The 25235-nt window shown below is 65.4% G+C and carries 23 protein-coding genes; 12 read left to right on the plus strand and 11 right to left on the minus strand.

Translation table 11 applies throughout. The features are described from left to right. Positions 1-15 precede the first annotated feature (15 nt). The gene (gene amn / locus CIMIT_RS00375) at positions 16-1356 is read left to right on the plus strand and encodes an AMP nucleosidase (RefSeq protein ID WP_038587596.1); all 1341 of its coding nucleotides are present in this window, start codon (positions 16-18) and stop codon (positions 1354-1356) included. Between the two features lie 26 nt (positions 1357-1382). Further along, complete coding sequence (locus tag CIMIT_RS00380; protein WP_038587599.1) at positions 1383-2288, plus strand: Sir2 family NAD-dependent protein deacetylase; 906 nt, start codon at positions 1383-1385, stop codon at positions 2286-2288. Here CIMIT_RS00380 and CIMIT_RS00385 read toward each other — a convergent pair. Then, on the minus strand, positions 2285-3550 hold the full coding sequence (locus CIMIT_RS00385) for a dicarboxylate/amino acid:cation symporter (protein ID WP_038587602.1): 1266 nt from the start codon (positions 3548-3550) through the stop codon (positions 2285-2287). The genes CIMIT_RS00380 and CIMIT_RS00385 overlap by 4 nt on opposite strands. A gap of 159 nt (positions 3551-3709) precedes the next feature. On the opposite strand from CIMIT_RS00385, the gene CIMIT_RS00390 reads away from it, so the two are divergent. Continuing rightward, on the plus strand, positions 3710-4240 hold the full coding sequence (locus tag CIMIT_RS00390) for a gamma carbonic anhydrase family protein (protein ID WP_038587605.1): 531 nt from the start codon (positions 3710-3712) through the stop codon (positions 4238-4240). Here CIMIT_RS00390 and CIMIT_RS00395 read toward each other — a convergent pair. Next, positions 4196-5266 (minus strand): ROK family protein, encoded by a 1071-nt coding sequence (locus tag CIMIT_RS00395; protein WP_038587608.1) that lies wholly within the window; start codon positions 5264-5266, stop codon positions 4196-4198. The genes CIMIT_RS00390 and CIMIT_RS00395 overlap by 45 nt on opposite strands. A 158-nt stretch (positions 5267-5424) precedes the next feature. Here CIMIT_RS00395 and CIMIT_RS00400 point away from each other — a divergent pair, with 158 nt between their 5' ends. After that, a complete protein-coding gene (locus tag CIMIT_RS00400; protein ID WP_038587611.1) occupies positions 5425-7074 on the plus strand; it encodes a DUF885 domain-containing protein in 1650 nt (549 codons plus the stop codon). On the opposite strand, the gene CIMIT_RS00405 is transcribed toward CIMIT_RS00400, so the two are convergent. Beyond that, the gene (locus tag CIMIT_RS00405) at positions 7071-8078 is read right to left on the minus strand and encodes an AbrB family transcriptional regulator (RefSeq protein WP_038587614.1); all 1008 of its coding nucleotides are present in this window, start codon (positions 8076-8078) and stop codon (positions 7071-7073) included. The two genes, CIMIT_RS00400 and CIMIT_RS00405, sit on opposite strands and share 4 nt — an antisense overlap. 25 nt (positions 8079-8103) lie before the next feature. On the opposite strand from CIMIT_RS00405, the gene CIMIT_RS00410 reads away from it, so the two are divergent. Both CIMIT_RS00410 and CIMIT_RS11945 read left to right on the plus strand, forming a co-directional pair. Beyond that, a complete protein-coding gene (locus CIMIT_RS00410) occupies positions 8104-8865 on the plus strand; it encodes a TSUP family transporter (RefSeq protein ID WP_038587630.1) in 762 nt (253 codons plus the stop codon). Positions 8866-8884: 19 nt separating this feature from the next. Beyond that, positions 8885-9484 (plus strand): TetR/AcrR family transcriptional regulator, encoded by a 600-nt coding sequence (locus CIMIT_RS11945; RefSeq protein ID WP_157727796.1) that lies wholly within the window; start codon positions 8885-8887, stop codon positions 9482-9484. On the opposite strand, the gene CIMIT_RS00420 is transcribed toward CIMIT_RS11945, so the two are convergent. Together CIMIT_RS00420 and CIMIT_RS00425 are read right to left on the minus strand one after the other, a co-directional pair. Beyond that, positions 9477-10940, minus strand: a complete 1464-nt coding sequence (locus tag CIMIT_RS00420; RefSeq protein ID WP_038587633.1) for an amino acid permease — start codon at positions 10938-10940, stop codon at positions 9477-9479. The genes CIMIT_RS11945 and CIMIT_RS00420 overlap by 8 nt on opposite strands. A 34-nt stretch (positions 10941-10974) precedes the next feature. Next, complete coding sequence (locus CIMIT_RS00425) at positions 10975-13146, minus strand: ATP-dependent RNA helicase (RefSeq protein WP_038593535.1); 2172 nt, start codon at positions 13144-13146, stop codon at positions 10975-10977. Positions 13147-13171: 25 nt separating this feature from the next. Between CIMIT_RS00425 and thpR the strand changes: the two genes are divergently transcribed. After that, positions 13172-13714, plus strand: a complete 543-nt coding sequence (thpR, locus tag CIMIT_RS00430) for an RNA 2',3'-cyclic phosphodiesterase (protein WP_038587636.1) — start codon at positions 13172-13174, stop codon at positions 13712-13714. Here the strand turns inward: thpR and CIMIT_RS00435 are convergent. Then, positions 13711-15132, minus strand: a complete 1422-nt coding sequence (locus CIMIT_RS00435; protein WP_144311784.1) for an HNH endonuclease signature motif containing protein — start codon at positions 15130-15132, stop codon at positions 13711-13713. The genes thpR and CIMIT_RS00435 overlap by 4 nt on opposite strands. A 101-nt stretch (positions 15133-15233) precedes the next feature. Then, complete coding sequence (locus CIMIT_RS00440; RefSeq protein WP_051904674.1) at positions 15234-15767, minus strand: sugar O-acetyltransferase; 534 nt, start codon at positions 15765-15767, stop codon at positions 15234-15236. 17 nt (positions 15768-15784) lie between these two features. Here CIMIT_RS00440 and CIMIT_RS00445 point away from each other — a divergent pair, with 17 nt between their 5' ends. Genes CIMIT_RS00445 through CIMIT_RS00465 form a run of 5 tightly spaced genes read left to right on the plus strand, consistent with a single transcriptional unit; the run spans position 15785 to position 18460 of the window. Next, entirely contained in the window at positions 15785-16363 is a 579-nt protein-coding gene (locus CIMIT_RS00445) for a LysE family translocator (RefSeq protein ID WP_038587642.1), read from the plus strand. Positions 16364-16367: 4 nt separating this feature from the next. Beyond that, positions 16368-17081 carry an SDR family oxidoreductase gene (locus tag CIMIT_RS00450; RefSeq protein ID WP_038587646.1) on the plus strand — a complete coding sequence of 238 codons (714 nt, stop codon included), beginning with the start codon at positions 16368-16370 and terminating at the stop codon, positions 17079-17081. 17 nt (positions 17082-17098) lie between these two features. Beyond that, entirely contained in the window at positions 17099-17395 is a 297-nt protein-coding gene (locus tag CIMIT_RS00455; RefSeq protein WP_038587648.1) for a heavy metal-binding domain-containing protein, read from the plus strand. Further along, a complete protein-coding gene (locus CIMIT_RS00460; protein ID WP_038587651.1) occupies positions 17396-17689 on the plus strand; it encodes an RNA-binding S4 domain-containing protein in 294 nt (97 codons plus the stop codon). A gap of 45 nt (positions 17690-17734) precedes the next feature. After that, the gene (locus CIMIT_RS00465; RefSeq protein WP_038587654.1) at positions 17735-18460 is read left to right on the plus strand and encodes a VOC family protein; all 726 of its coding nucleotides are present in this window, start codon (positions 17735-17737) and stop codon (positions 18458-18460) included. Here CIMIT_RS00465 and CIMIT_RS00470 read toward each other — a convergent pair. The 4 genes from CIMIT_RS00470 to CIMIT_RS00485 are packed head-to-tail and all read right to left on the minus strand — an operon-like array spanning position 18457 to position 25230. Continuing rightward, a complete protein-coding gene (locus CIMIT_RS00470; RefSeq protein WP_038587657.1) occupies positions 18457-19185 on the minus strand; it encodes a hypothetical protein in 729 nt (242 codons plus the stop codon). The genes CIMIT_RS00465 and CIMIT_RS00470 overlap by 4 nt on opposite strands. Continuing rightward, positions 19149-21044: a M13 family metallopeptidase gene (locus CIMIT_RS00475; protein WP_038587659.1), complete on the minus strand. Its 1896-nt coding sequence runs from the start codon at positions 21042-21044 to the stop codon at positions 19149-19151. The genes CIMIT_RS00470 and CIMIT_RS00475 overlap by 37 nt, the downstream gene beginning before the upstream one ends. A gap of 18 nt (positions 21045-21062) precedes the next feature. Beyond that, positions 21063-21917, minus strand: coding sequence for a cutinase family protein (locus tag CIMIT_RS11950; protein ID WP_051904675.1), 855 nt, complete (start codon positions 21915-21917; stop codon positions 21063-21065). A gap of 7 nt (positions 21918-21924) precedes the next feature. After that, positions 21925-25230, minus strand: coding sequence for an arabinosyltransferase domain-containing protein (locus CIMIT_RS00485; RefSeq protein WP_038587662.1), 3306 nt, complete (start codon positions 25228-25230; stop codon positions 21925-21927). Positions 25231-25235 lie beyond the last annotated feature (5 nt).

Consider the following 25235-nt stretch of genomic DNA (forward strand, 5'->3'; position numbering starts at 1 on the left):
AGTAGTCTAGGCGCTATGGATGTTGTGGGAAGTGCGCACGTGGCCGTCGATACACTCATTGAGCTCTATGAAGTGTCGTGCGAGCGTGCGCGCGACGCGATGAGCAGCGGGGACTACGCGCGCTACGAGGATGTCTACTATCCCAAGCTGTCCGTGACGATCGACGATTGGGTGCCGGTGGACCGCTCCGAGCCCTTCGGCTACGTCGACGAGTCCGGGGTGTACAGCGCGGAGCTTTCGCGCCCGGACCTGATGGCACCGTACCTGCGCGCTCAACTCGAGGCGTTGACCGGCAATTACGAGTGCGTTATCCGCGTTGGCTACTCGGACACCCGCATCCCGCCCGAGTACATCCGGGGCACCGGCACCCGCCCCGCGAACGCCCCCTCCGTGCCGCGGCCGACCCTCGACGAGGTGCACGACGCGATTATCGACGGCCACTGGGACGCCTTTCACGGCAACGAAAAGCCGCTCTTCCACTTCGGCCCCCAACGCTTCGACCTCGCGCTCGCCCGGCTCGAGCACTACACGGGCATCCAGGTCGAGTCGCTGCAGAAGTACATTCTGTTTACCAACTACGACATGCACGTCACCGAGTTCGTGAAATTCGGCGAGTCGGAGCTTGCGCGCGAAGGCTCTCGCTACACGCGCCTGGTCACACCGGAGGGCAACGCGAAGTACCAGATGCCGCGCTACGACCTGGTCACTGAGGACGGCGACGGCATCACCATGATCAACATCGGCGTCGGCCCCTCGAACGCGAAGACCATCACGGATTCGCTGGCGGTGCTGCGCCCGGAGGCGTGGATCATGATTGGCCACTGCGCGGGCATGGACGCACGCATGCGCATCGGCGACCTCATCCTGGGCAACGCGTATGAGCGCAAGGACTCGGTGTTGGACGAGCACATCCGCCCAGACTCGCCGATCCCGGCCGTGCCCGAGATCCAGCGCACCCTGGAAAAGGCGGTCTCCAAGATCTACGGGCAGGACTCCGCGCTCATGCGCACCGGCACCGTGCTGTCCACCGGCGACCGCAACTGGGAGTGGAAGACGCCGCAGGATTTGTGGGAGTGGCTGCGCGGCTCGACGGCGGCCGCGGTGGACATGGAGTCCTGCACCATCGCCGCGAACGGCTACCGGTATCGCGTGCCCTACGGCGCGCTGCTGGCCGTGTCCGACCTGCCGCTGCACGCGGTGCCAAAGCTTCCTGCGGCCGCGCAGGCCTTCTACTCCAACTCGAAGGAGGCGCACGTGATGTGCGCGGTGCGCGCGATGGAGAAGCTGGCGAAGAACCCGCAGCGGCTGCGCACCCGCAAGCTGCGCCGTACGATTGGAGAGCTGCCATTCCGGTAGATTCCTTCAACGACCCGGCGATCCAAATGGCGCACGCGAGCGCCGTGCGCTCCATCGAGCGGGTCGTCCACGAAACCACCACGCCAACGGACCCGGAGCTAGCGATCCAGCGAGTAGTAGAGCAGCTGCGCGCCGGCAAAGTCCTGGTGATCACCGGCGCGGGCGTGTCCACCGACTCCGGCATCCCCGACTACCGCTCCGCGGGCGGCCGCCTGACTAAGGGCCGGCCGATGACGTACCAGGAGTTCGCCCACTCACCGACGCAGGTACGCCGCTACTGGGCGCGCGCGTTCGTCGGCATGCAGTTCATGCGCGCCGCCGCACCGAACCGCACCCACTTCGCGCTGGTCGAGCTGGAGCGCGCCGGGCTGCTCACCGGCATTGTCACCCAGAACGTCGACGGGCTGCACGCCCAAGCCGGCTCGCGCAAGGTCATCGCGCTGCACGGAGATATGGAGAAGGTCGTCTGCCTTGATTGCGGCGCGCGCCATGCCCGCTCGCTTATCGACGCCCTGCTCACCCAAGCCAACCCCAACTATTTCGATTCCGTTGAGGTCACAGGAAACATGATCAACCCCGACGGCGACGTGGAGCTGCGCGCCGAAGACGTCGAGCGCTTCCGCATGATCGACTGCCCGACGTGCGGCGGCCAGCGGCTGAAGCCTTCGGTGGTCTACTTTGGGGAGAACGTGCCGAGGGGGCGTCGACAAGCGGCGCACGACTGGCTCGAGGAGTCGAATTCTGTGCTCGCGCTGGGGACCTCGCTTGCGGTGATGAGCGGCTACCGCTTCGTCATCGACGCCCGCAAGCAGGGCAAACCCGTCTCGGTGGTCAACGGCGGGCCGGGCCGCGGCGACCCGAAGGCGACGACGCTGTGGCGCACCGGGGTCGCTGAGGCAATGGACGCCATCCTCGACGGGCTGGAGCTTTAGGAAGTTTTGGCCGAAAAGTTGTCCCAGACCTTTGTGTCCAGGATCTTCTCGCGCGTGGCCACCACGGCGGCGACGACGGCCTGACCGGTGACGTTGACGGCGGTGCGGCCCATGTCGATGATCGGCTCGACCGCGAGCAGCAGGCCGACGCCGGACAGCGGCAGCCCCAGCGTGGACAGCGTCAGGGTGAGCATGACGGTCGCGCCGGTCGTGCCGGCGGTGGCGGCCGAGCCCAGCACGGACACGATCACGATGAGCAGGTAGTCGGTCGCGCCGAGATCAATGCCGTAGAACTGTGCGACGAACAGGGCGGCGATGGCGGGGTAGATGGAGGCGCAGCCGTCCATCTTGGTGGTTGCACCCAGCGGCATGGCAAAGGAGGCGTACTCGGTGGGCACGCCCATGGATTGCTCGACGGTGCGCTGGTTCACCGGCATCACACCCATGGAGGAGCGGGTAACAAAGCCGAGCATGGTCACCGGCCAGACGCGGCGGGCGAACTCGATGACGTTGATCTTGTTCGCCATAAGTACCAGCGGGTAGAGCACGAAGATGACCAGGGCAAGCCCGATGTAGATGGCCAGGACGAACTGGCCGAGGCTGCTCATGGCCGCCCAGCCGTAGGTGGCGACCGCGTTACCGATCAGCGCCGCGGTGCCGATCGGGGCGAGCCGGATGACCCACCACAGGACGACCTGGATGACGGAGAGCAGGGACTCAGAAAACTGGATAAACGGCTCGGCCGACTTGCCCGCCTTCACGGCGGCGATGCCGATGAGCAGGGAGACGACCAAGATCTGCAGGACGTTGAAGTTCACCGCCGCACCAGATTCAGTTACCTTGGCGGTCAGGCCCAGGAAGTTCGAGGGCACGACGGAGTCCAAGAAGCCCATCCAGGAGCCGGTGGTCGACGGCTCGGCGGCGTCGGCGGCATCGACGGTGGAGTTCGCGCCGGGCTTGAGGATCGCGCCGACGGCAATGCCGATGAGCACGGAGAAAAACGCGGTAATGGCAAACCAGATCAGGGTCTGGGCAGCGAGCCGGGCCGCGTTGGTGACCTCGCGGAGCTTGGCAATCGAGGTCACCACTGCGGTGAACACTAGCGGCGGGATGAGCAGTTTGAGTAGCTGGACGTAGGTGCCGCCGACCCACTCGAGGAGCCCGGCGAGCCAGTCGTCGGCAATGAGCCCGAGCACAAGGCCGATGATCAGGCCGTAGATGACTTGGGCCCCGAACCCGGTGGCCCATTTGGGGAGAGACATGTGCGCTCCAATGCGAAATAATGAACAGGTCAGTTTTTACTCGCCGAATACTAGCAGGTGGACGCTCAAAACATAATCCCATTAAAAAATAGACCAAGCAGTCTGTAATTTGGGGGATTGCTACGGTGGGAACCTCCCACACGTGTAAAGGAGCACACCATGGCAGGCATTTACTCATTCGAGGGCAAGGCCCCGCAGATTCACCCGAGCGCGTACATCGCGCCGGGCGCGACCGTGATTGGCGACGTCACCATCGGCGAAGACGTCAACATCTGGCCAGGCGCGGTCCTGCGCGGCGACGTGGGCGCGATCGTCATCGGCGCGCGCTGCAACGTGCAGGACGGCGCCGTCATTCACGTCGAGACTGGGCATACGACGGTGCTGGAGGAGGACGTCACGGTCGGCCATCTGGCGCTGGTACACGGCTGCCACGTGGAGTCGGCCTGCCTGATCGGCATGAGCTCGACGGTGCTCTCTGGCGCGCGCGTGGGTGAGGGCAGCATTGTCGGCGGCGGGGGAGTGGTCCTGGAAGGCCAGGAGATCCCGCCGTTTTCCGTGGCCGCGGGCGTGCCGACGAAGGTGCGCAAGTCCTTGGATCCAGAAACCCGCGAGCAGCGGGTAAAGCATGCGGCCGGCTACGTGGAGCTAGCTCGCCGCCACCGCGAGGGGCTCGCGGAGCACGAAGTCTAGGGCGACCGCGCGCGCGATGTCGCGCACGATCTCCTTGTGCGTGGGGATCATTCGCAGCGCGGGCGGGGTGGTGCTCTTCTTGTGGACGGTGCGCGCGAACGGGGCGGTAGACAGCGGGTCTTCGGAAAAGGCGCTGCCGGCGACGACCACGGTGTCGGGTGAGTATTCGCTGCTCAGCTCGGCGACCAGGCTGCCTAAGCCGCGGGCGCGCTCGTCGAGTGCGGCGCGGGTGGGGTGAGAGCCGTCCTCGACGGCGTCGGCAAGCGTGCGGATTTTCGGCGAGCCGATGTGATCGATCAGGCCGCCGGTGGTCAGCTCGCGCCGTTTCACGCGGATCGGGTGCACCCCGTCGGCGGTGGAGATGGCGCAGCCGATCGAGTCGTCGGCGAACAGCGCCATGATGGAGGACGGGGTCAGGTCGCGGCTCGACTGCATCTCGGAGCCAATGATCGCCGCGCTAATCGACGTCACCGTCACCGGCACCGAGAACTGCTCCTGCATCTGCCCAGCGAGGTCCACCCCGTCCCAGCCGAGGTTGACCGCGATGACGGTGCCGTCCTCCGAGACGGTGCCGGAGGCGGTCACGCCGACGGTGGCCAGCGGGCGGTTCAAACCGGCGGTGAGTCGGTTGAGCCCCGCCATGAGGTGCTGCACCACGTCGTCCTGGCTTAGGTGCGCGACCGGCAGGTCGAGGTCGGCGCAGCGCAGCATGCGGCCGCGGATGTCGAAGACGGCGATGTAGGCGAAACCAGTGCCCACCGCGATGCCGGCGTGGATGGGCTCGCGGTCGTTGAGCTCGATCGGGATGGTCGGGCGACCGCGGCCGTTGGCGCGGGCGAGGTCGGTGCGCTCGTTGACGAATCCAGCCTGGGTGAGCGCGGCAATGGCGCGCGTGACGGTGGGCTGGGAGAGTCCGGTGGCCTCGACGAGCTCGCTGCGGGAGGTTAGCTCCTGCAGGCGGATCAGATGGAGGCACTTCGCCGCAGGCGTGCTCGGGCGGGTAAACGGCGCAGTTGAGGAACTCATGTGAATATATTTACTCATTGGCAGACCGCTTTGTCCAGTTAGGGGTCTATTAGGTGCTGAAAAGTGTGGTCTCACCACTAGAAACGCCACTTTAGACAGCTTGGTTTGTTTTTCGGTATGTGGTCATCAAAAGCCCAGTTGGGATAGACTGGCCTGCCATGACCGAACCCCAAAATGAGCGCGAGCCTTCGCTTCTCGACGCCACGTGTGAGGACTTCGTCTACGACTACGCGGAACTCACCCCCTCCATGGGCACCCAGATCGGGCTCGATGGCTTCGACGCTGAGCTGGAGGACTTCAGTCCCGAGTACTGGGGTGCTGTCGCGGACCGCGTCCGCGACCTCATCGCTGACGTGGATGCGCTCAACGACTCCACCGACGCCTCCGACGACGAGGACGACTTCGACGACGTCGATAGGCTCACCGCCGCGATCTTGCGCGACCGGCTCTCCTTCCAGCTGGAGCTGCACCACCGGGGTGAATTCCTGCGCCGTCTGAACAACATCGAGTCCCCGGTGCAGACGATCCGTGATTCCTTCCTGCTCATGCCGAAGGTCACCGAGGAGGACTTCGAGCACATCACCGCGCGCATGGCCAAGGTCCCGGCGGCGCTGCGCGGGTACAAAGAGTCGCTCACGGAGGCGGCCAACAGCGGCGACGTCGCCTCGCACCGCCAGATCGACGCGGTGATCAACCAGTGCGAGAGCCTCGGCGAGTCCGGCTCCACCCTGGACTACCTGGGCATCCCTGCGGGTTCCAACGTGGTCGAGGAGGCGAAGGAGGCGTTCGCCGCGTTTGCTGACTGGCTGTCCACGGACCTCTCGCCACAGGCGAAGCACGAGGACGGGGTGGGCCGCGACCGCTACGAGCTGTTCTCCGAATTCTTCCTCGGCCGCGATGTGGACTTGGATGAGGCGTACTGCTGGGCGCGGGAGGAGCTGGCGGCAACCGTCGAGAAGCAAGCGGCGCTGGCGAAGTCGCTGTACGGCGCGGACACCACGGTGGCGGGCGCGTACCGGCGGCTCAACCGCGAGGAACGCTACACGCTGCACGGCACCGACGCCCTGCTGGCCTGGATGGATAAGGTCAACGAGCGCGTCCAAGACAGCTTTCCGCTTCCCGACGGCCTGCCGCCGGTCGCAACCGCGATCGACCACGCAGGCTCCGGCGGCATCTTCTACACCCCGCCGGCCGACGACCTCATGCGGCCCGGCACCATGTGGTGGTCCGTGCCGGAGGGCCAGGAGACCTTCCACACCTGGCGGGAGCTGGCCACCGTCTTCCACGAGGGCATCCCCGGCCACCACCTGCAGCAGGGCAGTGCGCTGCTCAACCGTAGCGAGCTCAACCTGTGGCGCCGCTCCATGTGCTTCAACTCCGCGCACATGGAAGGCTGGGCCCTTTACGCCGAGCACCTCATGGAGCAGTACGGCTGGTTTGAGGAGCCCGGCTACCGCATGGGCCTTCTAGATTCCCGCCGCCTGCGCCTGGCGCGCGTGATGGTGGACATCGGCGTCCACCTGAAAAAGACCACGCCGGATGGCAGCGGCACCTGGGACGCCCAGTACGCCAAGGCCTTTCTGCGCGACAACTGCGCGATGCCCGAGTCCCACCTCACCTTCGAGCTGGACCGCTACATGGGCTGGCCGGGCCAGGCACCGTCCTACGCCATCGGTTACCGGGACTGGTGCAACCTGCGCGAGCAGGCGGTGGCCCAAGGCATGAGCACCGACGAGTTCCACCGCAAGGCGCTCTCGTTCGGCTCCATGCCGATGGACATGCTCGCCCACGCGGTGCTCAGCCACTAAAGTTTCCGCAAAATCTTTGGCAGGTAGCCGGCGAAGATGAGGATGCAGATGAGCCGGATAATCTGCAGCGAGACCACCGCAGGCCCCGCACCACCCTCGGCGGAGAGCGCGAGCGCGGTCTCTAGTGCGCCCGGGGTGGTGGCGAGGTAGCCCTCATAGAAGGAGATGCCCAGCCATTTCGCCACCGCCCAGCCGGAAGTAGCGCATGCACCCATGAGGAGCGCAATGTAGGCGAGCGTTGCGGGCAGGAGTTTGCTGAAGTGCCGCAGCGCTGGCACCGACAGCCCGCCTCCGCAGATCCAGCCGAGGCACTGGAAGGCCGCGATCATCAGCGGCTCCGGCGGCACGATCTCGAAGGGGACCACCGCGCCGCACGCGACCGTCGCAAGCATCGGGCCGAACACGCTGGCGTTTGGGAGCCGTAGCAACTTTCCAACCGGTTGCCCCACGAGCACGAGCGCCGGGACGAGCAACCACATCCACCAATAGGGCTCGAGTGCGCTCGGCACGTGGGTCTGCGGCGCGTCCAAAAGCCCCGCCACCAGCGGGAGCGTCATCGAGACCACCAGCAGGCGCAGGTACTGGGTAAGCGCGACGTAGCGCACGTCCGCGCCCACCTCTTTTGCGATCGCCGGCATCACCGACGCCCCGCCCGCAAGCAGCGAGAGCACACCCGTCTCCCGCGAGACCCCACGATCCGCCAGCAGAATACCGCCGACGAAGGCCATCCCAATCACGAAGGCTGCGGCGAGCAGGCCCGGCACGATGAAGGGGAGCAAGTCTCGGGCCGGGATGCCGACCAGCGGCAGCGCCGCCATCACGCCGATCGCGCCGCGGGCGAGCGTAAAGACCCGCTCGCTGACCCGGAGCTCCTCGCCGGTAGTCAGCGCACACGTGCCGGCGGCGATGAGCGCGCCGAGGATCCACGCCGCGGGCACGTGCAGCACGGAGAGTATCCAGCCCAACAGCACGGAGGCCGGGGCGACAACAATCCAACGCTGCATAGGCCCCGATAGTAGCGTGAGCGTTATGTCTACTCTCGCCCTGCTCGCTGCCGCGTCCCTTGCCGCCGGATGGATCGACGCGGTCATTGGCGGTGGCGGCCTCGTGCTCATCCCGGTGCTCATGTCCGCCACCGGCCTGCCTGCCGCGAGCATCTTGGCCACCAACAAGGTCGCGGCGGTCACTGGTACTGCCTCGGCAGCGGTAACTTTTGTGCGAAAAGTTGGGGTACCCAAGCTGACCTGGGGCTACGCGCTTGCCGCCGGGTGTGCGTCAGCGGGTGGCGCGCTCGCGGTGGCGCTGATTAGTGAGTCGGTTGTGCGCCCCATCATCATCGCGCTGCTGCTCGCCGTCGGCATCTTCGTCACCTGCAAGCCCGAGTTTGGCACGAAAAATCAGCAGCTGTTTACCCGCCGTCGTGCGATCGCGGGGCTTGCGCTCGCCGGGGCGGTCGGGTTTTACGACGGCATCTTCGGGCCCGGTACCGGTATGTTCCTCATCATGGGCTTTACCGCCGTGTTCTCGCAGGCGTTTCTGCAGTCGGCGGCGATGGCGAAGGTGATCAATACCGCGACTAATTTTGGTGCGCTCGCCGTCTTCATCGCGGGCGGCTACGTGCAGTGGAAGCTCGCGCTCGTGCTCGCGGTGGCGAACGTGGTTGGTGCCCAATTGGGGGCAAGGACGGTGCTCAAGGGCGGCTCGAAACTTGTGCGTGTCGCACTCCTTGTGCTGGTAGTCGTCCTTTGTGCTCGACTCGGGTGGCAGGAGTATCTGACTCGCGCGGGCTAGTATGCCAAAATACGTATCTATGAGCCGTTTAGATAGTCAATCAAAAACATCTGGCGCGAAGAAGCCTACGACGGAGGAGCGCATCTACGCTTCCGTACTACGCATTGCCCAGCAGGAGGGGTTCGGTGCCACGTCCATCGACGCCGTCGTGGCGGATTCGGGTGTGGCGAAAACGACCATCTATCGGCGCTACGCCGACCGGAAAGAGATGCTGGTCGACGCGTTAGACAACATCGCGATCTCCATCCCCAAGCTCGTTGACTATTGCGAGGAAGGCAAGCCTCTGAAAAAGGAGGCGTTCCGCGACTACATCACGGAGCTCGGCGCGTTCATCGAGGACAACGTGGGCACCCGCGTGTTCGGCTCACTCATCGCTACCGCTGACCCGCTCGTGGTGGCGTGGCGCGAGCGCTTCGAGGAGGCCTTCTACGACCAGTTCATCGAGGACATCGAGGACGCGCAGAGCAACGGCACCCTGCGCGGAGGCGTGGACCCGGGCGTGGTCGGCGCGATGGTGGTCGGCGCGGTGATTCTGCGCTCGACCTTCAGTGTGGGCAGCCCGACCCTGCTGGCCAAGCGCACCACTGAGGTGCTGTGGCCGGTGATTGGCGTTAACTGAGGGTGAGTGTGCCGTCGAGAAGCTTGAGCACGGCGACGACGGCACCGAGCAGCACAATGCCGACGACGACCCACTCGAAGGCGTTGAACAGGCGCTCCTTGTTGCTGATGCGCGTCCACACGTACGGGATGATGCCCGGAACCACCGCGAGCGCGCCGAGCAGCACGTAGACCGGGTCCGCCGCGTAAATCAGCCACAGGGAATACACAAACCCGACCGCGCCGATGAGCATGTGGCGCTGGTTCTCCGCGCGGGTGGTTTCCGGCCCGGAGTCATCGAAGCGCGTGCCCGCGTGCGGGTGGCTTACACCCTTGCCGCGCGTGCTGAGCAGAACGAGGTAGAGCGCCGAGAAGATGTACGGCAGCAGGTACATGATGGTGGCCAGCTGCACCATCGCGTTATACGACGCCTCGTTAGCGAAGAAGATGATCACGAACAGCTGGATGACCAGCGTGGACACCAGCTGCGCACGGAAGGGCGAGCCAGAGTTGGTGGTTTTGCCCAGGGCCTTGGGCAGCAGGCCGTCGTTCGCCATGAGCACGATCGGCTCCGCGCACAGCATCTGCCAGGACACGTACGCGCCCAGTACCGATAGGCACAGGCCGATGGAGATGAACACGCCGCCCCACGGGCCGACCACGGCCTCAAGCACTGCGCCCATCGAGTTCTCCGGTAGCGCCGCCAGCTCCGGCTGGGTCAGCACGCCGTAGGAGAGCGTCGACACTGCGACCAGCAGGAGCAGGACGGAGAGGAAGCCGATGATGGTGGCGCGGCCGACGTCGTTACGCGTGCGCGCCTGCTTGGAGTAGACGGATGCGCCCTCGATGCCGATGAACACCCACACCGTGTAGAGCATGATGCCCTGCAGCTGCTGGGAAAATGGGATCGCCGAATTTTCGCCCCAAAAGTCGAGCGTGAACTTGTCCCAGGAAAAGCCGAGGAACGCCACCAGCACGATGAAGCAGAGGATGGGCACCAGCTTGGCGATCGTGGTCACCACATTCATCACCGCCGCCTGCTTCACCCCGCGCGTGAGCATGGCGAAAATCGTCCACGTCAGGATTGTTACCGCGCCTGCGAGCACCCACGTGTTCTTGAACGCGGGCACGTAGTAGCCGATGGTGGAGAAGAACAGGGTGGCGTACCCCACCTGCGCCATCACCGAGCCGAGCCAGTAGCCGAGACCGCTGGTGAACCCGATGAAGTCGCCAAGACCCGCGCGCACATACGAGTACACGCCGGAGTCTAGGTGCGGCTTCCGACGCGCCAAGATCTGGAACACGAACGCAATCGAGAGCATGCCCACGCCGGCAATCACCCAGCCGATGAGCATCGCCCCGGGGCTCGCCACGGAGCCGATATTTTGCGGCAGGGCGAAGATGCCGGAGCCGATCGTGGAACCGATGATCAGGGAGACCAACGTCCACATAGTCACTGTGTGGGCACGGGTAGTCATGACGGATAAGTTACCTGGCACACCCAGGAAACTGTTAGTTTTGGCGCTTTTTTGTCAGCGCGGTCGGCGTCGCGCTCCACGGGTCCTCCGGCCAGGGGTGCTTGGGGTAGCGCCCGCGCATCTCTTTGCGGACTTGGTGGTACGGCCCGTCCCAGAAACTGCGCAGGTCATCGGTCACGGCGAGCTCGCGCCCGGCAGGAGAAAGCAGGTGGAACAAAAGTTTCCGCCCCGCGATCACCGGCGAGCTTTCTAGTCCGAACGCGAGCTGCAGCTTCACCCGCACGATCGGGCGCCCGGTGGAGTAGTCGATCTTGCCGATCGGCAGCCTTTCCGGCGCGAGCTCGTCAAGCTTCGCGGCTTCTGGCCAGGGCAGTTGCCTGAGCAGCGCGTTGCGCATGTTGAGCTGGCTAATGTGCGCCCCGTTTGCCAGCTCTGCGATTTCGATCGAGTAATCTCCTTTCGCAACGTCCGGCCACGGAGCTCCAAGCTGCTCGTGCAGGAAGTCGAGGCGCGCTTTCAGTCTTTTCGCTCCGTCGTCGAGCTGGAAATCGCGCAAGCTCAGATCGCGCAGTGCCTCCTCGGCCTCCTCCGGCGAAAGCTGCACCGGCGTGGAGCTCAGCTCAATCGCGCCGACGGCCCGGACCTTACGCCCGCGGACCTTGCCGCCTTGGAGGGCCGCTCGTATTTCTTCTGTAATCCGCTTTTCCGGCAAGTGGTAGGGCGCGGCCTCGCGGATAATCGCCCCGCGCGCGGTCCTTTGCACCTCGGCGGCGGCGATCCACTCATCTTTTCCGCCAAAAGTTGCCCGGGTGCCGCTGGCGAGTAGATATTCGTCGCCGATCCGTTTCGCCACCCACTGCGGGAACGCGGTCGCGATCACGTCGCCGTCTGGGACCTTCGGAGTTTTTGGCACCAGTCGCGCGAGTCGTTTCGCGTCCATGTCGCCAAGCTTTGCGACGCACACCGCCGCCCCCGAGCCATACTTCAGCAGCGCCGCGCCTAGCCGGGGGTCTAAGGGGAGTGCCACAAGTTTTTGGCCGAAACTTGTGATCGCGTTGTTCTCGTCTAAGGCTCCGAGGTCGCGGAGGGTGGCGTGGGCGTCGGCAAGCGACTGCTCTGGCGGCGGGTCCAGCAGCGGCAGGTCGGGCGAGCCCCACGCCGCGATGGCGAGCGCCGCCGAGGTGAGGTCGCTGGTAGCAATTTCCGGCGAAATGTCGGGCGCGAACTTCTGGAACTCCTCGCGGGAAAACGCGCGGACAACTTCGCCCGGCCCGAGGCGACCCGCGCGGCCCGCCCGCTGCTCCGCGCTGGTCACCGCCTCCGAGACCGTGACCAGGCCCGTCATCCCGCGGTTGTCGCGCCGTGGGACTCTTGCAAGGCCTGCGTCGACCACCCGGCGCACGCCCGGCACGGTAATCGACGACTCTGCGACGCTGGTGGAAACAACCACCTGAGAGTCGCCATTGAGCGCCTCGTCCTGCTCGGCGGAAGACAGCCGCCCGTGTAGGGGTTTGGCGTCTTTGCACGAGCCGCACACCAGGTCAACTTCACGCGCGCCGGGCACGAACACGAGGGTGCGGCGGTTACTATTTTCCGCTAGTCGCGCCACGTGCTGGTAGAACGCGCGGGTGCCTTGGATGCGCTCTGGATGCGGCGAATATTCGACCTCCAGCGGATAGGTGACTGCCTCCGTCGATAGGATCTGCGCGCGCATGTGGGTGGCAAAGGTTTTCGCATCCAGCGTCGCGGACATCGCGGTAAGGTAAAGGTCATCGCGCAGCACCGCCACCTCCATACACATGGCGAGTAGCAGGTCGGTGTCTAGCTGGCGCTCGTGGACCTCGTCGAGGATGATCGCGTTGACGCCGTGAAGGTCCGGGTCCTTGAGGAGGCGATTCAGTAAGACTCCCGGCGTCACGAACTCGACGAGCGAGCCGTCCTTGTGCTCGCCGCGGATCGAATACCCAACTTTTTGGCCCAAAGTTGAGCCGTCGAGGTGCGCGAGCCGTCGCGCCGCGGATCGGACCGCCACACGACGCGGCGCGGTCACAATGGTTTTGCCGACCTTGTTCGCGATCGCCGGGGGCAGCAGCGTCGTCTTGCCGGTGCCGGGTGGCGCCTGCACCACGAGCGGCCCGGAATCCGGCAGCTGATCCAGGGAATCCGCCACGGGCAGGCCCTGTCCGATTTTCGCAAGGTCAAACATGAGTTTCCAGGGTAGCGTGAGGGGCATGAGACGTCTCTTTGCAGCGATCGTCCCACCAGATGAGGTCCGCGAGCACCTCGTCACTGCCTTGCGCCCGATCAGGGACTTCTCCGGCACCGAAACGCGCTGGACCGACCCGGACAACTGGCACATCACCTGTGCCTTCTACGGCAGCCAGCCCAACGACGCCGCCGCCGTGAGCGACCACCTCTCGCAGGCGACTGCATTCACTCGGCCTCTTCGCCTCCACCTCCGCGGCGCGGGCTGCTTCGAGCGGCGCACACTGTGGATCGGCGTCGGCGGGGACAAAGCGCAGCTGAAAGACCTGATGGCGGACTGCAAACTCGACCCGGAGCAGTGGCACCGCCAGCGCGCCCACCTGACCGTCGCGCGCAAGGGAACCAGGACACGGGACATGCTGCTTCTCGACGACCACGCCCACGCCCTCTCCGTCTACTCCGGCCCCGACTTCACCGTGGATGAAGTCCACCTCATGGAGTCCCACCTCGGCCGGGGCCGCAGCGGCGGGCCGAAGTACGAGGTGGTGGACACGTTCTACCTGCGCTAGGCGGGGAGGAGTTCCGCGAGCGCTCGCTCGACGTAGCTGGACGGATCGTAGGCGGGAAGGACGTCTTTGGGCTGGAAAGTCATGCCGTACTCGTCCTCTAGTGCGGCGATGCGTGCCTTCGCCTCCGTCAGGTCCTGGTCTCGGTCGAAGTCGTCGAGGATGGCGTGGCCCTTGGCGTTGAACTCCGCCGTCCGCGCACGGTTTGCGCGCACGCTGGCGAGGCTGGAGCGCCACCGGGGATTGGTCGGAGTGACCTGTCGGCCAAGGAGCCCGTCCGGCTCGTTGATCTCGTAGGTGCCGTCGGAAAACAGCCAGATGATGTCGCCGGTGACCGGGTCGGGGACGTAGCTCGCCCGCTTATCCGTCTTCAGATTGTGGTGGTGCTGGCACAGCGGGAACAGGTTGCCCGGGGTGGTCTCGCCGCCCTCGTCGAAGGGGATGCGGTGGTCCAGCTGGCAGGAGTGCGCCGGCGCGGTGCAGCCGGGGTAGACGCACGTGCCGTCGCGGGCGGTGACGTAGTCGCGCATCTCGGCAGTTGGGCTGTAGCTGGGCGTGGAGGCGTTTGCGGCCTCGTCCATGTCCAGCACTTTCGCCCCGGTCTTGGCAATCCACTCGTCGAGAGCTGTCGTCGCTTCCGGCCCCGTCCACCCGTGCCCGGGGAACTGCACTGGATCACCCGGCTCGCGACCCTTCGGCGCGTAGCAGTGCAGGACTGGCGCATTCGTGGGGGTGACCTCGCCGGTAAGCAGCTTGATCATGGCTTCGGCCAGCGTCACCTTGTGCTCGCGCGCCGCCGCCATGATGCTCTTTCGGCACCGGGCGGCGCTGAGCTCGTTTGTGTTCAGTTGCACGATGGACTGTTCGACGCCGTCCAACAGGAAGGCATCGAAGCTCACCTGCTCTTGCGAGCGGGAGCGTTCGCGCTGCTTGCGCCGCTTTTGGTCGTAGGCGCGCTCGGGGTCGATCTGGCGGATCAGCTCCCGGATGCGGCGGGTCACCGTGTGGCGTTGGGGCATGTGCTGGTTGGTGCGGGTGGGGGTGAAAAGGGAGGTCAACGCATCGTCGATAAGCGAGAGCGCTTCGGGGTCTACCTCTTCTCCGAGCTCGGCGAGGACCCGCTCGATGGCGACGAGGTGCGACATGTCGAGCAGGCGGGAGGCGCGGTGGAGGGCTTGCAGGCGCGGGAGGAGGCCCAGCGTGGCGAAGGCGAGGATGCCGCGCTCGACGAAGCCTTTCGACCACGCGGTGGCCTGCTGGATTTGGGTCACGCGCATGTCGAAGTCTTCGATCTCGGTGTCGATGTACGGGGAAAATACGGCGAAATGTGCGTCTCGGACGGCTTGGCCTGCGGAACTTATTAGGTCGTCGGGTCGTTGGGTACGAAAATGGGCTGGTGGGCTTGCGGTTGTGATGGTCATGGTGTCACCCCTCGAAATGAAGGTTCTTTCAAAGTAGCGCACGCATGTTCTACCCGCAAGGGTTATCTCAGAAGAGATTTGGAAATAGGGGACTACCTGTGCTAATTCTCGTGCTTTGTTGTGTTCCGTTTAACCACAGCGGGCACGCCTGCGGCGAGAGAGTCGGCGGGAAGGTCCTTCGTCACGACCGCCCCCGCCGCGACCACGCATCGGTCGCCGATGCGCACGCCCGGCATCACCATCGCGCCAGCCCCGAACCAGCAGTTTTCGCCGATAACAATGGGTTTCGCGCGCTCCCAGCCAGCGGCGCGATCGTCGGGGGCGAGCGGGTGCTCCACCGTAATGAGCTGGCAGCCGGGGCCGAAGAGGGTACCCGCGCCGATGGTGACGTCCGCGATGTCGAGGATGGTGCAGTTGAAGTTCATGAAACAGCCTGGCCCGAAGTGCGTGTTCGCGCCGTATTCCAGGTGGAGTGGGGCCCAGATCTCGGGCACCTCGCTGGATGGGAAGATTTCGGACAAAAGTTCCCGGGCGCGTTGTGGGTCGGTGTTGTGGAGTGCGTTGAACTCGCGAAGCAGCGCCCAGCCTGGCTGGTGGTCGGGGAGTGTTTCCGGCTTATACCAAGTGTTCGTCATGCGGTTAGGGTAAGTGCATGTTTTTACTACTCGCCACGTGGATCGCGGCGATTGCGAGCCCGGGCCCGGACCTCTTCCAGCTCATCCGCGTAGGCACGAAGGACCGGCGCGCCGGGGTGCTGTGCGCGCTGGGGATCATGGTGGGCAACACCTTCTGGATTGTGGCGTCGATCGCTGGGCTGAGTGCGCTGGTCACTGCGTTCCCGCAGGTCCTCGCAGTGCTGCAGCTGGTTGGCGGCGCGTACCTCGGATGGATGGGGCTGAGTGCGATCCGCAACGCGAGTAACCCGGACGTGTCGGCGGCGGCGAGCGTGCGCAAGCCCTTTCGCCTCGGCTTGGCGACGAACCTTTCCAACCCGAAAGCCATTCTCTTCTTCGGCGCGATCTTCGCCCAGTTCAACGCTGGCGCACTCGAAGCGGTCCTCCTGATCGTGACGGGAGTGGCCTGGTTCGTGGGGTTCGCACTTTTGGCCGCAAAGTTGGGCGGGGTCATGAAAACCTATGGCAGCGTGGTGGACAGAGTGACCGGCGCGATCTTTGTGGCACTAGCAGTGTGGATGATTCTCAGCGGCGCACGAACCATCTTGTTATCCTAACCACATGACAGCCCAAAAAGTAGCAGTAGTCACTGGCGGATCAGCGGGTATTGGCGCGGCGGCAGCCCGGGCTTTGGCAAAGGACGGCTGGCACGTCGTCGTCGCGGCGCGGCGCCTCGACAAGTGCGAGGAGATCGCAAAGGAGATTGGCGGGGTTGCGGCCGAATTGGATGTGACGGATCAGGTGAGCGTCGACAAGCTTGCGGCCCAGCTTGAGCGAGTCGACCTGGTGGTCAACAATGCGGGCGGCGCGAAAGAGCTGGACTTCCTGCGCGACGCGTCTGATGCGGACTGGGAGTGGATGTTCGACACGAACGTGATGGGCACGATGCGGGTCACGCGCGCGCTGTATCCGCAGCTCAAGGCGTCGCAGGGCCTGGTGATCAACATCGGTTCGGTCGCGGGGACGGACGCGTACAAGGGCGGGTCCGGCTACAACGCGGCGAAGTACGGGCTGCGTGGCATCACGCGTGCTTTCCGCCGCGAGGAGGCCGAGCAAAACATCCGCGTTACCGAGATCGACCCGGGCCGCGTGAAGACGGAGTTCTCGCTCAACCGCTTCAAGGGCGACGAGGAGAAGGCGGCTGCGGTCTACGACGGCAAGCTCAACCTCAGTGCAGAGGATATTGCAGAAGCGATCCGCTGGGTGGCGAGTCTGCCGCCGCACGTGAACATCGACAGCCTGAACATCATGCCGACTGACCAGGCCGAGCGTTAGCGACTATCGTTGGTCATATGATTCTGACTATGACCCCGAACGTCGAAGGCCGCCAGATCACCGAGTACATGCGCGTGATCGGCGGCGAAACCATCATCGGCCTCGCCATGTTCCGCGACTTCGCAGGCCGCGTCCAGTCGCAGGAGGGCGAGGTCATCCAGGCGCGCGACTCCGCGCTCAACGAGCTGTGGAACCGCGCCCAGCAGATGGGCGCCGACGCCGTGGTCTCCGTCGACGTGCAGTACGACGCCCTCGGCGCGGACAACGGCCTGCTCATGGTCACCGCCACCGGCACGGCAGTGAAGTTGGCGTAAATGGACGTCGCAATTTCCGGGGACTCGATCCGACTCGGCCAATTCCTCAAGCTCGCTAACCTCGTCGAGTCCGGCGGGCACGCAAAAGAAGTCATCGCGGCCGGCGAGGTGCAGGTCAACGGCGAGGTTGTCACCTCGCGGGGCTTCTCGCTTGTCGACGCCGACGTGGTCGACCTCGCCGGCACCTCCGCCACCGTCGTCACTGGCGCTGAAGACGCTGAAGACCAAGACTACTTCGACGAACGCACCGCCAACGACGACTTCGACCCCGAAAAGTGGCGCAACCTGCCCTAAACTACGATGGGCTTTTAACTTCGTCAGGTTGGAGGAGACCCTTTCATGCCCGCTTTCAGTGCCGAGCTCGGAATGCCCTACTGGCAGGACCTACTCACGCCGGACCAGCAGAAGTCCACGTACTTCTACTCCAAACTGCTCGGCTGGGAGACCACTGGCGAGACCTACCGGGTGGCCAAGAAGGAAGGCCTCCCCGTCGCCGGCATCGTGCCAGGGGAGTCGCCCGCGTGGGTGACGTACTTCCTGGGCAACGCCGATGTGGAAAAGTTTGGCGGAAAAGTTGTCGCCTCCTCCGAGGTGTCGCTGGGCCGGATGCACGTGTGCCAGGATCCGGCGGGCGGCGTCTTCGGCCTGATCGAGCCGAAAGGCGAGGAGCAGTTCGTCGCGGCTGGCGAGCCTGGGGTGCCGGTCTGGTACGAGTACAGCGCCCCGAGCATGGAGACAATCGACTTCTACGGCGACCTTTTCGACTGGGAAATCAAGGAGTCGGAGGGCTACTACCTCGCGACGGTGGAGGGCTCGCCCTTCCTCGGGATGCGCGTGGAGGAGAACCCGGTCGGCTGGCAGAGCTTCCTGGGCGTGCCCAACATCACTGAAGCGCGCCAGCAGGTGGAGATGCTCGGCGGCAAGGTCCTCGCCGGCCCGGGAGATTCGCCCTTCGGCCCGATGCTCGCCATGCAGGACCCGACCGGTGCCCACGCCTTTCTTGTCGAGGCCCCCGAGCCCGCCCCGGAGGACTTCAGCGAAGCGGACTCGGTGCTCGAGCTCTAGCTCCGGAAGAAGTCGGCGAGGTCGCGCACTTTTCGACGCGCCTCCGCCGGCGTCTGAATGTAGTGCGTCGAGTGGTAGGTCTCCGCGCCCTCGATTTTCACCCCAAAAGAGTCTTCGGTCCCAACCTGGGTAAAGGTGGGCACATCCAGGGTCACAACTTTTGTGGGAAAAGTAAGGGCGACTTTGTCGGCACCTTCCGGAATGTAGCCACACCCAGAGGAAAACGCCCACACGGCAACCGTTTCTGCGCCATTAGCGCGGGCGAAATCGACGGCTCGGGAAGCTGCAGCAACGTCATCGACGTCCAACACCGCGCACCCGGAAAGCTGGGCCAGCGCCGCCGCCTCCGGACGGAAGAAGTGCTCCTTGGCCGCCTTCGGTCCGTCCCACAGGCTGATGATCCAGGACGTGGAGTCCCCGAAGATTTCCCCCAGCTCGCAACTTTTCTGCGAAATGTTGTCCGTGTAGGCCACCCCGGGCATCGTGTGGTCGACTGCAGAGCCGAGCATGAGCATCGCCGCGTGGGTGATCCGGTCCGGCAACAGGGCGAGGTACTGGGGAGACTCCGGATCGTAGGTGGACTCGATGTAGCTGCGCAGCTGCTCGAGCTGGAGGTCGTCGGGAAGCTGGCGATCCACCCCGCCCACGTTGAAGTTCGGGTCGCCCTGGATGTTCTCCGGGTACTCGTCTACCAAATCCTCACCCGCTTCTCCGGCGCGATCCACATCTTGGAGCCGGGCTCCACATCAAACGCCTCGTAGAACTCGGCGACGTTCGCGGCGATCACGTTGCAGCGGAACTCGTTCGGCGAGTGCGGGTCGATGGCCAGCAGCTGCGCGGCCATCTCCGGGCGGGTCTTCGAGCGCCAGACGCGCGCCCAGGCGAGGAAGAGACGCTGGAAGCCGGTGTACTCGCCGTCGAGGTCGCCGAAGGGGTTAAGTGGGCCGTCGTCAAGCGAGCGCTCCTTGAGGTAGCGCTCGTAGGCCACGACGGCGATGCCGAGTCCGCCGAGGTCGCCGATGTTCTCGCCGAGGGTGAACTCGCCGTTGACGCCCCGGGAGTCCTCGCCGAGGACGGACGGGACCAGGCCGTCGAACTGGTCGACGAGCTGCTTGGTCAGCGCCTCGAAGTTCGCGCGGTCCTCATCGGTCCACCAGGAGTTGAGGTTGCCCGCGCCGTCGTAGCGTGAGCCCTGGTCGTCGAAGCCGTGGCCGATCTCATGCCCGATGACCGCGCCGATCGCGCCGAAGTTCTCGGCTGCGTCCGCCTCCGGATCGAAGAACGGCGGCTGCAGGATCGCGGCGGGGAAGGTGATGTCGTTGACCACCGGGTTGTAGAAGGCGTTGACCGTCTGCGGGGTGGTCACCCACTCGGAGCGATCCGCGGGCTTTCCGATCTTGGACAGCTGGTAGTCGTGCTCGAAGGCGCTGCCGCGGCGAACATTGTCGACTAATTGTTCCGGGTCAAACTCCAAGCCCTCGAAGCTGCGCCAGCGGTCCGGGTAGCCGATCTTGGCCTGGAACTGGCCGAGCTTCTCCAGCGCGCGCTCGCGGGTGCCCTCGGTCATCCAATCCAGCGCGCTGATGCGCTCGCGGTATGCGGCCAGCAGGTAGTCCACCAGCTCAAGCATGTGCTGCTTGCTCGAGGGCGGGAAGTGCTTCTCGACGTACACCTGCCCAATCTCCTCGCCCACCAAAGACTCAGCGAGGCCGACTGCGCGCTTCCACCGGTCGCGCTGCTCGGTCGCCCCGGAGAGCTTCGTGCCGTAGAACTCGAAGTTCGCCTGCCCGATCTCCTCGGTGAGCACGCCGGCGCGGGCGCGCAGGATGTTCCACGCGGCCCACAGCTGCCAATCCGCCAGGGTTTCGGGGCGCAGCATGGCGTCCAGGTCCTCGATGTATGAGGGCATCATGGCGATGACCTTGCCGTCGTCAAGCCCGGAGGCACGCAGCAGCGCCTGGACGTTTGAGGGGAGTGCATCCAGCGTGGTCGGGTTGTAGGTGGCCATCGCGTCGCGGGAGCGGACCACGTCCCAGTGGCTGCTGGCGAGGCTGGACTCTAAGTTGACGATGCGCTCGGCAGCAGTTTTCGGATCCAGACCCAACAGGTACATCGGCGGCAGGAAGCCGAGCATGCGCGCGACGTGTTCCTTGTACGCGGCGAGTGTTTCCGCGTGCTCCTCGGCGCGGTAGTAGGCCTCGTCCGGCAGGCCCAGGCCGGACTGGACGAGGTAGGCGACGGCGTCTTCGGATTGGGAGTCCTTCTCCACCCAGTAGGTGAGCGGCGCACCGATGCCGACCCGCTCAAGCTCCCCGAGCGCGCGGGCGAAGTCCTCCACACTTTTCACCGAAAGTTTGGTCAGGTCCGCATCCAGCGGAGATACACCGGCACCGTTGACGGTGTCGGTATCCATGAAGGAGGCGTACAGGGTGGCACCAAGGCTGTCGCCTTGCCGCAGCAGGGCGCGGACGTCCTCCTCCGACTTGTCGCGCAGGGCGTAGAAGGCTCCATCGATGCCGCGGTCGGCGGGAATCTCGTGCTCGCGCACCCAGTCGCCGTTGACTAACTCAAATAAGTCATGCATGCCCCCACTCTAACGGGTTTAGGCGTGCGAGATAATCCAATCCGAGGCCTCGCGCTGGTCCCACAGTGTGTAGCCGCCGTGCGCGCCCATCCCGTGGAACACTCCCAGGGAAGCAAGCCCAAGCGAGCGGAACAGCTCGTTGAACTGCTGTGCCGGCAGCTGGCCGCCGCGCAAGTTCGTCTTCAGAGCGGGCGCGACCAGCGGGCGGTAGCTTTCCTGGGTAGAGCAGACGATGTCGGCAGAGTTGCAGATCTCCAGCACCCGCGGGCCAAGCTCGCCGTAGCCGCCCTTGAGCTCGCCGAGCGCGCCACGCGATGCCGGCGAGGTGATGCGGGAGAGCGCTGCCCCGTTGCCGCCCTGGTAGGGATTGGCGAAGAGCGCGGCGGAGTCGACGCGATCCGGGTCAATGGGTCCGTTGCCGTGGGCGATATCGCGCAGCAGGCGTGCGGCGATGTCCGCGCCAAGCGAGTAGCCGGTAAAGCTAAACGTGGCGCCGGGGCAGGCGTTGGACAGACGGCGCACGGTCCGCACCGTCTCGTTGTAGCCGTCGGCAGACGAGGCGTAGTAGTTGTTCGCCGCGAACGGGGTGGCGTGGTAGGACACCCACAGCGGCTGGACCTTTCCGCCCGTGCCCAACTGGGTGAGGATGCCGGTGAGGAAGACGTTGCCGCCGTGCGGCATCGCGTTCGGGATGCCCGGGGCGGTGTTCGCCCCGCCCGGCACAGCGATGAGGTACTTCTTGGTGCACCCCTGCTGCTCAACCAGCTGGTCCGTGTTTTCGGAGGGTTGAATCGGGGCGGCGGTCGCTGCAGGTGCCGAGGTGAAGGCGAAAAGCGCAGCGGCGACCGCCGCTACCAGACGGGAACGGCGCATGGGCGTTTTACTCTTCCGGATCGCGGATCTTCATCGGGCCCGGAGTCCACCAGCCCGATCGAACTACCTCATCGTAGTCTATCTCCGCGTTTTCCGGGATCTCACCGACGGAGTTGGTCCGGCGCTCGTACTTCGCGATCGAGCCCCAGTCGCGCTGCCAGTCGGTCTTGAGGTAGCCCGGGATCTCGTAGGAGTAGTTCACGGCCTCCGCGGTCGACAGCGCGCCGCCGCCCAGGAAGTCCATGAAGTCCGAGAGCTGCTGCTTGCCGGGGGCGTCCGGCATGATGCGGTACTCGGGGATCTCGGTGACGCCCGCGTAGTGGCTAAACGTGCGCTGGCAGGGGTACTGGAAGGCGACGGACCAGTCGAGCAGGCCGGGAGTTTCGGCGTCGAAACGCTTGCCCAGCGGTGCCAGCTGCGGGTTGCGCAGCGGAGTGACCGCCAGCCAGTCCTTTTCCGCCAGCGAGGTGTCCTCGGCGGCCAGGCGGACCACGTCGGCGTCTTCCGGCAGGTCGGCGACGGGGTAGCGCAGGTTGCGCCACAGCGGGGTCGGGCCTTGGTCGAGCATCTCTGCCTCGCCAAGCTTCTCCACACCGCCGTCGGTGCGTGTGCCGTACTCCAGCTTCAGCTCGGTGCCCTCCTGCTCCACGCCGTTGATGTCGTGGTGGGCGATGCGGCCAGCGACCGAGGTGACGAGCAGCGGCGCGTTGTCATTGGTTTCCGGCAGCTCGTACCAGGTGGTGGTGAGCTTGGCGCCGGCGGAAGGATCGTCCTCGAAGGTGCCGAGCACCGGCACGCGCGTGTAGTCGAGGTTGAACGGCAGGCGCACCGTCGAGCCGTTGACGCCGCGCATGGAGTCGGGGCGGTTGCCCTGCGTGTTTGTGGTCGTCGTCGACTGCTTCTCTTCGCTCAGGTCGGCCTGTGTCGGTTCGGCGTCCGTCTCGCCAGTCGAGCTATCGCTTGTCGACGCCTCCTGCTCCGCCAAGTCCGAAGCGTTCGCATTCTCGCTCACGATGAAGGCAGGCACGCCGTCCGGAGTGAACCCGCGGGACTCGCTGCCTGCGTCGAGGGAGCGGCCCAGCGGGACGCCGTCGATTGGCGTGAGGAAGGAATCGTTCGTGTCCTCCTCCAGCAGTACCTCGTTGGCCAGGGCGCAGTGGTTGCCTGCAAAGCTCCGCACGTTGCCCATGCCCACCGAGTACGCCGGCGCCTGGGAGGCGAATGCCTTGACGAAGGTGAGGCAGGAAAACGCGACCATGGCGATCGCCATCACTGCGATCGGTGCCGACATGATGCCGACCCACTTGCCGCCCACCTTGTACTCGGTCTGGTCCTTGCGGAAGGACTGGATGACACCCACCAGCGCGATGAGCAGGGAGATGGCGAGCATGATCGTGTTCGCTTCCACGCCCTTGAGCTGGACTGTCTTGTCCCACCACGGCACGCCGAAGGAGGAGACGTACCACCAGGCGTTCCACCCGGCCAGGGTCATCGCCATGAGGAAGCAGACCGCCGCAATGGCGAGGGTGCGGTTGCGCTTGGACTGCAGCGCGATGTGCGAGAGCACCACCGCGCCGAGGGCCGCGACCGCGCCGCCGATACCTGCGTAGATGCCGAAGTGGTGCGTCCACTTCGTGGGCGTGAACATGAGGAAGAAGGTGGCCAGCCCCACAATGTAGAGCATGCGGCCGGTGACGTCCTTGGTCACGCCCGGCACCTTGCCGAAGCGGGTGACCGCCCACCCGATGAGGATGAGGCAGAAGAGGAAGACGAACATGGGGAAGCGGCGCGTCATCGAGCCGTCGACAGACTGCTGGAAGAGCGTGCCGTAGCGCACCCACTCCGAGTACCACTCGAGTGCCGGGCCGACCTCGGAGCGCACCGCGGTCGCCTCCAGCACGGTCGCCAGCGTCTGGTCCTTAAACACCGGGACGAAAACAGCCAGTCCCGCGCCCAGGAAGACGGCGACGTACGCCAGGCCGGGCGCGATGTGGCGGCGCGCGTTCATGATGCGGAAGACCCGCGGCAGGCACACGAGGAACACGCCGACCGCGGCGAGGCCGGTCGGGCCGCACGCGAGCGTGATCGCCGCAGTGACCGTGCCCCACGCGGCGGGGGCGAGGCGATCGGTGGCGATGGTGCGCTCAAACAGCGCCCACGTGGTGATGATGCCGAGCGCGATGATCGGTTCCGGGCGCGTGCCGTTGTTGTAGGGCAGCCAGAAGGCCAGGAAGATGAAGGCGGCCGTCCAGTGCGCCATGCGGCGGTCAGCTACTGCAGTGCCCAGGCGCGGCAGGATCTCGCGCGAGAGGATCCACCACGTCAACAGAGCCGCGGCGAGCGTTGGCAGGCGCATCCACATCGACGCGGTGGTCACGTACGAGAGCAGTGAGAGTATGTCGTAGAACGGAGACCCGAAGGGGGCCTCCGGGACGCCGTACCAGCGGTAGTAGTTCGCCATGTAGTCCGACTCGGTGGCCACGCGCGCCATGGTGAGCAGGAAGCCGTCGTCGGAAGTGTTCGCGCCGAAGACGTGCCAGAAGCCGAGGATGGCCACGACCACGCCGTCGAGCGCGGTGAAGGTGCGCCAGCGGGAACCAAAGGCGGGCAGGTTGCGCCCGTCGTAGCGGTCCAGGCGGCGCAGCGCCCACAGCCCGATCAGCGCGGCGATGAGTCCGCCGCACATGGCGATGAGCTTGACCAGGGTGGGCGAGGAGGTGAACCGGGAGTTGATGTCGACGGAGGCGTGCAGGCCGGCGTCGATAAGCATGCCCGAGGCCTCGGGCTTGAGCTCGGTGTACAGGCCGGTGAACTGCGGGCGGTAGTCATCCTCGGACTCCTCCACGAAGGTGGTGCCCGGGATGGCGACGGTCATGCCCTCGTTGGTCTGGCGGACCTCGAGGACGGCCTCGCGCGGCAGGGCGCCGACCTCCTCGGCGCTGAGCTCGAAGACGACTTCGTCGAGGGCGGAGACCACCAGGCCGCCGTCGGGGGAGGTGACAAAGAGGCCGCGGTAGGTCGCGTCCTCGGAGGATTCCGGCAGCGTCGACAGGATGGTCGACTGGCCTTCGCGCAGCTCATCGACGGCGCTGAGCGGGATCGTCAGCGACACGTCCTGCGGGGCCAGCGAGATCAGCGGCGCGTTTACCGACGCCACCGTATCGTTCTGCGGCCAGGACACCTTGGACTGGACCTGGTTGACCGGCAGGAAAGGGGTGAGGACGAGCAGCGCGAAGGCGAGGATGCCCGACACAATCGCCGTGTTAATCAGCGACTGGGGAGCCTTGGATTGCACATCAGTAACAGTTGCCACGTGAA

Origin of the sequence: Corynebacterium imitans, assembly GCF_000739455.1 — a bacterium.
In the GTDB taxonomy this organism is placed as follows: Bacteria; Actinomycetota; Actinomycetes; order Mycobacteriales; family Mycobacteriaceae; genus Corynebacterium; species Corynebacterium imitans.